At 64.3% G+C, this 11,603-nt stretch carries 12 protein-coding genes; 7 read left to right on the forward strand and 5 right to left on the reverse strand.

Annotated features, from left to right (window positions below; all coding sequences use genetic code 11):
* The first annotated feature begins 2 nt into the window (after positions 1 to 2).
* Genes P9217_RS21385 through P9217_RS21395 form a run of 3 tightly spaced genes read left to right on the forward strand, consistent with a single transcriptional unit; the run spans position 3 to position 3,246 of the window.
* Positions 3 to 707 (forward strand): XdhC family protein, encoded by a 705-nt coding sequence (locus tag P9217_RS21385; RefSeq protein WP_278087468.1) that lies wholly within the window; start codon positions 3 to 5, stop codon positions 705 to 707.
* Positions 704 to 2,323: a molybdopterin-binding/glycosyltransferase family 2 protein gene (locus tag P9217_RS21390; protein ID WP_278087469.1), complete on the forward strand. Its 1,620-nt coding sequence runs from the start codon at positions 704 to 706 to the stop codon at positions 2,321 to 2,323. The genes P9217_RS21385 and P9217_RS21390 overlap by 4 nt, the downstream gene beginning before the upstream one ends.
* A 32-nt stretch (positions 2,324 to 2,355) precedes the next feature.
* A complete protein-coding gene (locus P9217_RS21395; protein ID WP_127248025.1) occupies positions 2,356 to 3,246 on the forward strand; it encodes an alpha/beta fold hydrolase in 891 nt (296 codons plus the stop codon).
* On the opposite strand, the gene P9217_RS21400 is transcribed toward P9217_RS21395, so the two are convergent.
* Positions 3,247 to 4,296 carry a DUF1176 domain-containing protein gene (locus tag P9217_RS21400; RefSeq protein ID WP_278087470.1) on the reverse strand — a complete coding sequence of 350 codons (1,050 nt, stop codon included), beginning with the start codon at positions 4,294 to 4,296 and terminating at the stop codon, positions 3,247 to 3,249.
* A 145-nt stretch (positions 4,297 to 4,441) separates the two neighbouring features.
* Here P9217_RS21400 and P9217_RS21405 point away from each other — a divergent pair, with 145 nt between their 5' ends.
* Positions 4,442 to 4,945, forward strand: coding sequence for a DUF1993 family protein (locus P9217_RS21405; protein WP_095827832.1), 504 nt, complete (start codon positions 4,442 to 4,444; stop codon positions 4,943 to 4,945).
* A 51-nt stretch (positions 4,946 to 4,996) separates the two neighbouring features.
* Here the strand turns inward: P9217_RS21405 and P9217_RS21410 are convergent, their stop codons facing one another.
* Entirely contained in the window at positions 4,997 to 5,161 is a 165-nt protein-coding gene (locus P9217_RS21410) for a DUF1127 domain-containing protein (protein ID WP_082954041.1), read from the reverse strand.
* 384 nt (positions 5,162 to 5,545) lie between these two features.
* Here P9217_RS21410 and P9217_RS21415 point away from each other — a divergent pair, with 384 nt between their 5' ends.
* The 3 genes from P9217_RS21415 to P9217_RS21425 all read left to right on the forward strand — a co-directional run bounded on the left by P9217_RS21415 (position 5,546) and on the right by P9217_RS21425 (position 8,494).
* Positions 5,546 to 6,004: a hypothetical protein gene (locus tag P9217_RS21415; protein ID WP_095779640.1), complete on the forward strand. Its 459-nt coding sequence runs from the start codon at positions 5,546 to 5,548 to the stop codon at positions 6,002 to 6,004.
* Between the two features lie 117 nt (positions 6,005 to 6,121).
* A complete protein-coding gene (locus P9217_RS21420) occupies positions 6,122 to 7,189 on the forward strand; it encodes an aldo/keto reductase (RefSeq protein ID WP_067328473.1) in 1,068 nt (355 codons plus the stop codon).
* Between the two features lie 36 nt (positions 7,190 to 7,225).
* Complete coding sequence (locus P9217_RS21425; RefSeq protein WP_127243386.1) at positions 7,226 to 8,494, forward strand: cysteine desulfurase-like protein; 1,269 nt, start codon at positions 7,226 to 7,228, stop codon at positions 8,492 to 8,494.
* A 1-nt stretch (position 8,495) separates the two neighbouring features.
* Here the strand turns inward: P9217_RS21425 and P9217_RS21430 are convergent, their stop codons facing one another.
* From P9217_RS21430 to P9217_RS21440, 3 genes are all read right to left on the reverse strand, one after another.
* Positions 8,496 to 9,524 carry a histone deacetylase family protein gene (locus P9217_RS21430; protein ID WP_278087471.1) on the reverse strand — a complete coding sequence of 343 codons (1,029 nt, stop codon included), beginning with the start codon at positions 9,522 to 9,524 and terminating at the stop codon, positions 8,496 to 8,498.
* Positions 9,521 to 10,018 (reverse strand): GNAT family N-acetyltransferase, encoded by a 498-nt coding sequence (locus tag P9217_RS21435; RefSeq protein ID WP_278054259.1) that lies wholly within the window; start codon positions 10,016 to 10,018, stop codon positions 9,521 to 9,523. Before P9217_RS21435 ends, P9217_RS21430 begins: the two co-directional genes overlap by 4 nt.
* Positions 10,019 to 10,219: 201 nt before the next feature.
* Positions 10,220 to 11,602 (reverse strand): aspartate aminotransferase family protein, encoded by a 1,383-nt coding sequence (locus tag P9217_RS21440; protein WP_278087472.1) that lies wholly within the window; start codon positions 11,600 to 11,602, stop codon positions 10,220 to 10,222.
* Position 11,603: the final 1 nt, after the last annotated feature.

Genomic DNA, 11,603 nt, shown 5'->3' on the forward strand with positions numbered 1-11,603 from the left:
GGATGGATCCGTATGTTCTGAAAACATTGAACGAAGAGCGCCGCGCCAGGCGCGCCGCGGTGCTGGTCACCGACCTCGGTGACGGCCGCGACCGCATCGTGCGTGAAGGCGACCGCGTCGCGGGCGAGCTCGGCGCGGCGATCGCCAGTGCGTTCCGCACCGGCATCTCTCGATCGGTGGAAGCGGAAGGGCGGACTTTCTTTCTCAATGCGCATCTGCCGCGCCCGCGCCTGGTGGTGGTCGGAGCGGTGCATATCAGCCAGGCGCTGGCGCCGATGGCCAGAATCGCCGGCTATCCGATCGAGATCATCGATCCGCGCACCGCCTTCGCCACGCCGGAGCGCTTCCACGATGTGGCGCTGCATGCCGAATGGCCGGAAGATGTGCTGAAGCGCCAGCCGCTCGACAGCTACACCGCGCTTGCCGCCGTCACTCACGATCCCAAGATCGACGATTTCGCGCTGAAGGCGGCGCTCGACGCCAGGTGCTTCTATGTCGGGGCGCTTGGCAGCAGGAAGACTCACGCCAAGCGGGTCGAGCGTCTGCTGGCGCTCGGCGCCAGCGCCGACCAGATCGCCCGCATCCATGCGCCGATCGGGCTGGACATCGGCGCCGCGAGCCCGGCCGAGATCGCCGTCGCGGTGCTGGCACAAACCATCCACGCCTTCCGCTCGCGCGGCCTGGAAAGCAAAGGCGCGGTGGCGTGAAGTTCGGCCCGATCGCGATCGATGAGGCCGAAGGCGCGGTGCTGGCGCATGCGACCACTGCCGGCGAGCGGCGATTCCGCAAGGCGCATCGGCTGAACGGCGAGGACGTTGCTGCGCTGAAGGCGGCCGGCATCAGCGAAGTCGTCGTGGCCGTTCTGGCTCCCGATGACCTCGGCGAGGATGCCGCAGCCGAAAAGATCGCGTTGAGCATGTCCCATCGCAACGTGGAGACGAAGCCCGCTGCAACGGGACGCGTGAACCTGCATGCCGAAGCCGCAGGCGTCTTCACCGTCGACGCCAAGATGATCGACGCCATCAATGCCATCGACCCGGCGATCACCATCGCTACCCTGGCGCAGCACGCGCCTGTCGAGGCGGGCCAGATGGTGGCGACGGTGAAGATCATTCCGTTTGCCCTCGCTGCGAGCCTAGTCGATGCGGTGGCCAGGATTTGCGCCGGCGGCGAAATCTGCGCCGTCAACGCCTATCGCCCGGTCAATGTCGGCGTCATCCAGACGACGCTGCCCGGCTTGAAGCCGAGCGTGCTCGACAAGACGCTGCGGGTCACCGAGGCGCGGCTGGCGCGCTCCGGCGGCCGGCTGAAGGCGGAGCGGCGCACGCCGCATGACGTGACGCTTGTTGCGGAAGCAGCAAGCGCGCTGGCGCGCGACAACGACATGGTGGTGATCTTCGGCGCCTCGGCGCTGGCCGATTTCGCCGATGTCATCCCTGCCGCGATCGAGAAGGCGGGCGGCAAAGTCATTCGAGCCGGCATGCCGGTCGATCCCGGCAATCTGCTGGTGCTCGGTACGCTCGACGGCAAGCGCGTCATCGGCGCGCCCGGCTGTGCCCGCAGCCCGAAGGAAAACGGTTTCGACTGGGTGCTGGACCGGCTGATCGCCGGGCTTGACGTGACGGCGGGCGACATTGCCGGCATGGGCGTCGGAGGCCTGTTGATGGAAATCCCGTCCAGGCCGCAGCCGCGCGAGCCGCTGCCGTCGCAGTCGGCAAAAGCGGAGCCGAGGGTCGACATCGTGCTTCTCGCCGCCGGGCGCTCCAGCCGCATGGGCGGGCCGAACAAACTGCTGGCGCTGTTCGACGGCAAGCCGCTGGTGCGGCGCACCGCCGAGCGGGCGCTGGGATCGAAAGCGGCCAACGCCATCGTCGTCACCGGCCATCAGCGCGAGCGGGTGCGCTCGGCGCTCTCAGGTCTCGATATCACGCTTGCCCACAATCCGGACTTCGCCGACGGGTTGGCCTCGTCGCTTAAGGCGGGCATCGCGCGGGTCGCGCCCGATGCGGCCGGCGCCATGATCGTGCTCGGCGACATGCCTGGTATCTCGTCTAAGGATCTCGATAGCCTGATCGATGCGTTCCGCCGATCCGGGGGCCGCGCCGTGGTGCGCGCGGCGCATCACGGCAAACGCGGCAACCCGGTGCTGCTGCCGCGGTCGCTCTTTGCCGCCGTCGCGCAGCTCGAAGGCGATACAGGCGCGCGCCATCTGGTCGAGGCCGAAGGGCTCGACGTCATCGATGTCGAAATCGGGCAGGGCGCTTCGATCGACGTCGATACGCGCGAGGCGCTGGAAGGCGCGGGCGGCGTGCTGCAGGATTGACAAACCGAAGCCGAATTTCGCATGGCTTCGGAATGTCTTTGCGCTGCCGAACTTTCCTCACTTTGCTCGCCGCAACAGCTTTTTCGCTCTCTGCCGCCGAGGGCCAGACGTTGTCGCTGAAACCCTTCAAGGACGAGCTTTTCGCCTACCCGGCGACGCTGTCGAGCGGCGACAACGGTGCCTATACGGTGCTCGACTATCGCGAGATGCGCGACATCAATCAGCGCGACGAGGTGCCTGAAAGGCGTGTGCATGCCCAATATATCGACCCCGGCGTGCGCAAGATGCAGCAGGACTTGATGCTGAAGACCGATGTCGGCGATGTCCGGCATGTCGCAGTCGGCAAGACGCAAGGTGCCGCCATCATCGTCCTTTACCTGCACGGGCAGGGCGGCAGCCGCAAGCAGGGCGTCGACGACTTCACCTTTGGCGGCAATTTCAACCGCCTGAAGAATCTGATGGCCGAAAATGGCGGTCTTTATCTTTCGCCGGACTTTCCCGATTTCGGCGACAAGGGCGCCGCCCAAGTCGCGGCTTTGATCGACCACTATGCAGAGACATCGCCCGGCGCGAAAATCTTCGTCGCCTGCGGCTCGATGGGCGGCATTCTCTGCTGGAAGCTGGCCGACCGCAAGGATATTGGCGCCCGCGTCAGTGGGCTCCTGCTGCTCGGCTCGCTCTGGGACGAAAGCTTCTTGACCAGCCCGGCGTTCAAGCGCCGCGTGCCGGTGTTCTTCGGCCAGGGCAGCCGTGACGTGGTTTTCCAGGTTGAGAAGCAGGAAGCCTTCTTCCGCTCGATTCTCGCCAAATCGAAGACCTATCCGGCCCGCTTCGTGCGGTTCGAGACCGGCACGCATGGGACGCCGATCCGCATGGTCGATTGGCGCGGCACACTGAACTGGATGCTGACGAAAGCGCCCTGATCAAGGCGGCGTGTTGTAGTCCAGGACGGTCTCGGGATTGATCTCGCCGTCGTAGGACGCATCGACATCATACTGCACCAGCGAGAAATTGCCGTGGCGGAACAGATAGGTGCCGGTCGATGAAGCGTCGCCGACGCCGCGCCATTTGTTCATCGAGGTGATCGTCTGGGTCTTGTCGTCATATTCGGAATTGACCAGTTGGTCGTCGGTCTGGAAGCCGATAATGTGGATGCCCTCGACCTTGCCTTCGCTGTTGTTGTTCTCGTAACGGATGTCGAGTTCCGGCGCGGCGAACTGCAACTGCCGGACGCCGGACACATCGTCATAGACGTAATAGACCGCGCTTTCATTGTAGGCGGCCATCGAGCAGAAGAAGCGGAAGAGCCGCGTCTCGCGCTCCGGCTCGTCGGCTCCGGCGTCCTTGTCCTTGTAATGGATCGAGTAGGCGTCCGGCTCGCCGGCCGGCTTGCCTTCCGGGTTCTCCTTGTCGCACTGCTCGCCATAGGCGGCGAGGAACGCCTTCCTGGCCTGTTCCAGCGCCTCGTCCTTCTTGGGCGGCGGCGGGCCGTCGCCGCAGCTTGTCGGCACGGCATCCTGGAAATCCGAAGTCGACGGCTTCAGGGCGCCCTTGTCGATAAAGATCGGCTGGAACGGCGGTTCCTGGATCTGCGCGTTGACCTGGCGAAGCGTGTAGCAGCCGGCAAAGATTTTGGCTTCGCCCTTCTTGTCGGTGGCCTGGATGGCGACAGGGACGCTGTAGTAGATGCTGCCGGCAGCACCCTCGTCCGATACCGCGCCGGTCTTGACCTCGACCGTGTCGGTGCTGTCGTAGCCTTTAACGAAGGCATCGAAATCTTTTGCCGGCTTGGTGTCGCCGAAATAACCCCAGGCGCGGGCGAATTCATGCCGGTTGATCGCGCTGTAGAGCGAGCGAACAACAGCCTCGGCACTGGACCGGTCGTCGATATAAGCGGCTTCGGCTGCAAGCGCCGACCGGCCGATGGCCGCAAGGGAGAACAGGGCAGTCGCTGCGAGAATGGCAGGTCTCATCGGGAATCTCCGCTCGATAACGAAAATAGTACCACCGCGATTGCGGCGAGGCGGTGACAGGGGCGCACGGGCTGCTTGAAGAATCGAGCCGGGAAGCGCTAGCTCACGGCCCGCGGCGCTGACGCCGCCTGGGGAGATAACTCACGTGACCATATCCATGTACGATATTTCGGTGGCCGTCTTTTCGGCCCGGCTGAAGGCGCTGGCCAGCGTGCTGTCACTGGCCGAACAGAACGCCGCCGACCGCAAGATCGACCCGCAGGTGTTTCTGACCGCGAGGCTGGCGCCCGACATGTTCGCGCTGACCCGGCAGGTGCAGATCGCCACCGATCATGCCAAGGGCGCGCCGTCGCGGCTCGCCGGCCGCGAAGTGCCGAAATACGAGGACAACGAGTCCAGTTTCGCAGAGCTGCACGCCCGAATCGCCAAGACGCTCGATCATCTGGCGACATTCTCGGCCGCCGATCTGGACGGGTCGGAGGAGCGGACGATCGAATTGAGGCTTGCCGGACGCGAGGTCTCGATGGCCGGACTGCAATATCTGCTCGACGCAGCCATGCCGAACTTCTACTTCCACATCACCACGGCATACGACATCCTGCGGCACAATGGCGTGCCGCTGGGCAAGTCGATTTTCCTGGGACGCTGACCACGGAGAGGTTTCCCGGCGCGGCCGAGAACCCTCTTTTTCATCGTTGAATCAGCGTATCGACATCTCGCGGGCGATACGCGGAAAGTCGGCCGGCTTGATGCCGATATCGGCGCGGTCGGCGTTGCTCATCGCGTTCAGCAGCGCGAGCGCCGATCGGTAACGCTGTTGTTCCTGCGGCCGCGGCCGCGCGAACATTTCGGTGAAGAACCCCATATTCCAGCCCCTTGTTTGTCCTCCACACGCTGAGAATATAGGTGATTTGTTACAATTGTGCAGTGCAGCAAGCGCATGGCAGCCATGCCTGGTGAATTTTTTCCGCCAAAATCGCTTCTCTTCTGAAACTTTTGCGGAAACTCGACCGTACGGCACGGTCCTGGCGGGTGGGCTTTTTCCTCGCCACTCTGGCGACCTGCCGGTCGGTATCAAATGCAGCGCGGCTTTGATCTTTCCGGCCGGCGTCTGCGGCTGCAACACAATCGTTAATGTCGTCGGCATTCATTTTTAACGACAGCGATCTATGGTCGACGGCAACAATGAACGCCGTTGCGACAGGAGGAGGCTGAGATCGGGACCGGGAACAAGCTGGATTTCGCTTCGTTGCTCGACGACCTCATCATCGCTTCCGAGAAGGGCGAAGACGGGGGCGCCCGGCCCTCGATTCCATTCGACTATCTGTCGGTGGCGGACGAGCTTCACTCCGGCCGCATCAAGGTCGCCGGCGAAAGCGTCGCCGCCGAGTACCGCGAAGCGGGCGCCGACCTTGCCGCCGAGTTCGCCGCGCTTCTCGACCAGGCCAAGCTGGCTCTCGCTGAGGAAGAGCATCGCCCTGAGGAAGAGCTGGCGCCGATCGACCCTGAATCGATTGCCGGCGAGCTCGGCCTCGATCGCCCTGCGAAGGATACCGATTTCGGGCGCATTCGACGCAACTTCGCCTTCGCCAACCATCCGGACCGTGTCGCCCCGCATCTGCGTCAGCGCGCCATGATCCGCATGCAAGTGGCCAACATGCTGATCGACGAGGCCAAGCGGCGCGCGCTGGCCGCGGCACGACGCTAACCGGTTTCCGAATTCACGCAAAAGTCGCCAGGACCGGCTTGGAGAAAATCCGGCCTATGCCTTATGCTTGAATTCCTCCCCGCGCAGCCGCGCGCCACCTCCCGCCGGAGACATTTCATGCAAAAACGCCGCCTCGGTCGGACAGACCTCCTTGTTTCGCAAATCTGCCTCGGTTCGATGACCTGGGGCCAGCAGAACACAGAGGCCGAAGGCCATGCCCAGATGGATCTGGCCTTCTCGCGCGGCGTGAATTTCATCGACACCGCCGAGCTTTACCCGATCCCGCCCAAAGCCGAGACGCAAGGGTGGACCGAGAGGATCATCGGCAGTTGGATGAAGACCAGGGGCAACCGCGACAAGGTCATCATCGCCTCGAAAGTGGTCGGCCGCACGGCCAACGCCTGGTTTCGCGGCGGCCGGCCATCGAAGCTTGTGCGCGCCGACATTTTCGATGCGGTCGAGAAGTCGCTCGCCAAGCTCCGCACCGATTACATCGATCTCTACCAGATTCATTGGCCGGACCGGGACATTCCCTGGGGTTCGAACCCGACGCGGGTCGGGGCGGTAGCGCGGCGGGCCGATGCTGTCGGAGCGCCGGCGGACGAGACGCCGATCGCCGAGACGCTAGCTGTCTTCGAGGAACTGGTGAAGGCGGGAAAAATCCGCCATTTAGGCCTGTCGAACGAAAGCTCGTGGGGCGTCATGCGTTTCCTGGCCGAGTCCGACAAGGGCGTCGGCCCGCGCGTCGCCTCGCTGCAGAACGCCTACAATCTCGTCAACCGCACCTTCGAGGTGAACCTGGCCGAAGTCTGCCAACGCGAAGAGATCGCGTTTCTACCTTATTCTCCGCTGGCGCAGGGCTACCTCACCGGCAAATATGATCACGGCGCGCGGCCGCAAGGCTCTCGCACGCAGCTCTTCAATCGCGGCCAGCGCTACGAGACGCCGAATGCGGCGGAAGTGCTGCTCCAATACAGCGAGCTGGCGCGCTCTTTCGGCATGGAGCCGGCGCTCTTCGCCAACGCCTATGTGACGAGCCGGCCTTTTGTGACCGCGAATATCGTCGGCGCCACCAGCGTCGCGCAGCTCGACATGGCGCTGTCTTCGGTCGAGGTCCGCTGGACGGAGGAGATGCAGAAGGCGGTCGATGCCATCCACCAGCGCGTCGGCAACCCTTGCCCGTGACTGGAAATCATTGAGAAGGACGAAGGGATGGAGGCGATGGCAGATTTTCCGATCGAGCTCGTGCGCGGACGGTTTCCAGCACTTTCGCTGACCGACAAGGGCCGCCGTCGCATCTATCTCGACAATCCCGCCGGAACCCAGGTGCCGCAGGCGGTGGCGGATGCGGTCTCGCGCTGCCTGCTAACGACAAACGCCAACCTCGGCGGCTTCTTCGAAACGACGGTCGCGGCGCAGCAGGTGGTCGATGATGCGCATGCGGCGATGGCCGATTTTCTCGGTGCGGCAAGCGTCGAGGAAATCATCATCGGCGCCAATATGACGACGCTGACCTACCACATGTCGCGCACACTCGGCCGGACGATGAAGCCGGGCGACGAGATCATCCTCACGCGCATGGACCACGAGGGCAATGTCTCGCCCTGGCTGCAGCTTGCAGAGGATCTCGGCCTTGTCGTGCGTTTCCTGCCCTTCGACGACAAGAGCTGGCAGGTCGAGGAAGCGCGGCTGAAGGCGCTGCTTTCGGAAAGGACGCGGCTTGTGGCGCTGAACTATGCCTCGAACCTCACCGGCTCGATCAACCGCGTGAGCGAGCTGACGGCACTCGCCAAGCAGGCCGGGGCGCTGGTCTATGTCGACGCGGTGCAATTCGCGCCGCACGGGCTGATCGACGTTCAGGCGCTGGGCTGCGATTTCCTGGTCTGCTCGGCCTATAAATTCTTCGGGCCGCATATGGGTATATTGTGGGGCCGCCGCGACGTCATCGATGCGCTGAAACCCTACAAATGCCGCTGCTCGTCCAACCACCTGCCGGAAAGATTCGAGCTCGGCACGCCGCAGATCGAGCTGATGGCTGGGTTGACCGCAGCGGTCGACTACTTCGCCGATCTCGGCGCCGCAGCCGGCGAGGGCGGTTCGCGGCGGCAGCGGATAGCGAGAGCCTTCGAAGTGTCGATCGCTTACGAGAACGCGCTCGCCCGGCAGTTGATCGAGGGCTTGTCGGACATCGAGGGGCTGACTATCCGCGGCATTACCGATCCGGAACGCTTCGGCGATCGCGTGCCGACAATTTCCTTCACGGTAGAGGGCATCGCGCCGGAAACGATCGTGCGACAGATGAATGCCGAGAACATCTTCCTGTGGTCCGGCCACAACTATGCATGGGAGATCGTCCACCAACTCGGCATTCCGCCGGAGCAGGGCGTCGTGCGCATCGGCATCGCGCATTACAACACGGCCGCAGAGATCGACGAGACGCTGGAAAGCGTACATCGCGTCATTGCAATGCTGAGGCAGCAGCGCGCCTGAACTATCCTTTCTTCCCGCCAAAGCCGGTCAGGAAAGCGGTGAGGTTGTCGCCGAGCGCATCGCAGAGGTAGCCGCCCTCCTGGATGATGACCGTCGGCAGGCCAAGGCCGGCGATCGCCTCGCCGATGCGCGCGAAGCCGGGCGTCGTCACCGAAAGGCCTCCGAACGGATCGCCTTCGAATGCGTCGAGGCCGAGCGCGACAACCAGCGCTTCCGGCGCGAAGGCACGGATGCGCCGGAAGGCTGTTTTCAGCCCTTCCAGAAAGGCCGCGTCGCCGGATTTGCGCGGCAGCGGCAGGTTGAGGTTGTAGCCGAGGCCCGCCCCTTCGCCGCGCTCGTCGGCATGGCCCCAGAAGAAGGGGTAGAAGCGCACCGGATCGGCATGCAGCGAGACGGTCAGAACATCCGGCCGGGCGTAAAAGATTCCCTGCGTGCCGTTGCCGTGATGCAGGTCGACATCGAGTATGGCGACGCGTCCCGCGTCCTTTCTCAGCACCTGCGCGGCGACCGCCGAATTGTTGATGAAGCAGAAGCCGCCCGCCACGTCGGCAAAGGCGTGATGGCCAGGCGGGCGGCAGAGCGCGTAAGCCGCCGTCGCGCCGGCCATCACGGCTTCGGCGGCTTCCACTGCGCTCCAGGCGCTCCAGAGCGCACTGTTCCAGGTCTCTGCCGAGATCGGGCAGGCGGTGTCGGCCATATGATAGCCGGCCTGGCCGACCGCCGAGGCCGGGTAGGAGCCGCCGCGGCCGATTGGATGGATGTTCGGGATGACCTCCGCCGAGGCGCCTTCGATGCGTTGCCAGCGCGCGAAGATGTGCTCGAGAAAGTCGAGATATTCGGGCGTATGCACGGCGGCGATCGGCCCAAGGCCATGGTCGTTGGGCCGTTCGATCGTCACACCGGCCGATCTTGCGCCGGCTAGCAATCTCTCGACCCGTTCCGGCTTTTCCGGATTGGGTTGCGGCGCGCCGCTGGAAAGGAAGGCCTTCGGGTCATGGCGCTTCTGTTCCTCGGCATAGAAGGCTTTCATCGTTCGTCCTCCGGCGCGTCGGCAAAGGCAAAAAAGGCCTCGCCGACAATCTTGTGCACCTGCTCGTAGCTCGACCAGCCGATGCCGAGCTTTTCATAGAAGGTCTTCGCGGTTTCGTTATCGGTGTCGACAGAGAGCCTGAGATAGACGCCGCCTGCAGCGCGACACTCCTTGGCCACGCGCCGCAACAGCTTCTCACCGATGCGGCGGCCGCGAAAGCGGTCCTCGACATAGAGGTCCTGCACAAAGACCCCGGGCCGGCCCATCCAGGTCGAAAAGATCGGAAAGTGCAGGCAGAGCCCGGCAAACTCGCCGTCGACCTCGGCGATCAAGGTCGAAAAGGCGGGCTTTGCGCCGAAGCCGTAGCGGCGGAGGTCATCCGGTGTCGAGGTGATCTCTTGATGCGCGCCGATGTGGGTACCGAGGCGCAGCAAGGCGGCATGGATGGTTTCGGCATCCTCGATTTGGCCGGGGCGGAGGATAATTGTGCTCACGACAAGTATGGCGCCCGGGCACCCCCCTCTGTCCCGCCGGACATCTCCCCCGAAACGGGGGAGATCAGCAGGTGCACCGACGGCGCGGTTCCTGCAACGTCGGCGATTGGCGAAAGCGACAGCGACATCGGATCTCCCCCCTCGTGGGGGAGATGGCCGGCCGGCCAGAGGGGGGAGCGAAGGATCAGCGCCATTTCACCCTCAGCCTGCAACCGGCAGATCGAGTTCCTCCGCCAGCGCCTCGAGCGAGTCGCCGATGATGGCGATCATCTCGCCGATCTGCTCGCGCGTGATGATCATCGGCGGCGCCACCATGAAATTGTCGCCGTCGACGCCGCCCTTGACCTTGCGGCCATAGATGATCAGGCCGCGCGCATAGGCGTGGTCGAGCAGGCGCTGCGTTGCCTTTTTCGCCGGCGCGATCGGCGTCAGCGTCTCCGGATCGGCGACCATCTCGGCGCCGAGCAGCAAGCCCTTGCCGCGCACGTCGGCGATGAAAGGGAAACGCTTCTGCAACGCCTTCAATTCTGCGATCAGCACATCCCCCATGGTGGCGGCGTTGGCGATGAGATCGAGCCGGTCCATTTCGCTCAGCACCGCAAGGCCGGCCGCACAGGCAAGCGGATTGCCGGCGTAGGTGTGGCCGTGCTGGAAGCCGCCGGAGGCGAGCAGCGGCTCGACCAGTCGCATGGGAGCCGCCAGCGCGCCGAGCGGCGCATAGCCGGAGCCCAGCCCTTTTGACAGCGCGACGATGTCCGGCTTGCAGTTCCAATGGTCGCCGCCCAAAAATTTACCGGTGCGGCCGGCACCGCTCATCACCTCGTCATGGATGAGCAGGATGCCGTAGCGGTCGCATATCTCGCGGATGCGCGCATAGTAGCTGTCGGGCGCGACAAGGGCTGCCGTTGCCGCGCCGCCGACGGGTTCCATGATGAAGGCGAGCACGCTTCCCGGGCCCTCGGCCTGTATCTTGTCTTCGAGCATGTCGGCATAACGGATGCCGCGCTGCTCCATCGAGAGGTTGTCGCGATCGCGCCAGGCGGCCGGCGCCGGCACCGTCGGCATCACCCGCATCAACGGCGTAAAAGTCTCGGCAAGCGCGTCGTCGCCGGTGATGGCGAGCGAACCCAGCGTGCCACCGTGATAGGACGGGAAGCGGGTGATCACCTTCCAGCGCTTCGGCTGCCCGGTGGCGACCGCCCATTGCCGGGCGAGTTTGATGCAGGATTCGGTCGCTTCCGAGCCGCCCGAGACGAAGAAGATGCGGTCCATGCCTTCGGGCAGCTTGTGAGACAGTGCCCGCGCCAGTTCTTCCGCCGGTTCGTTCTCGAAATGAAGCCGATAGGCGAAGGTGGTCTTGTCCATCTGCCGCTTCATGGCGTCGAGCACGTTGCGGTTGGAATGGCCGATATTGGCGACCATCGGTCCGCTTGAACCGTCGATGAAGCGGCGGCCGTCCTTGGTCCAGAAATAGATGCCCTCGGCGCGGTCGACGAGTGGCCGGCGCAGGCTGGAGAGATAGAACAAATGCGACGGCGGCCGCGCTTCGGCTTCAGGCGAGGGCTGCACTTCCGGTGTCGGCATG

Origin of the sequence: Mesorhizobium sp. WSM4989 (assembly GCF_029625795.1) — a bacterium.
GTDB lineage: Bacteria > Pseudomonadota > Alphaproteobacteria > Rhizobiales > Rhizobiaceae > Mesorhizobium.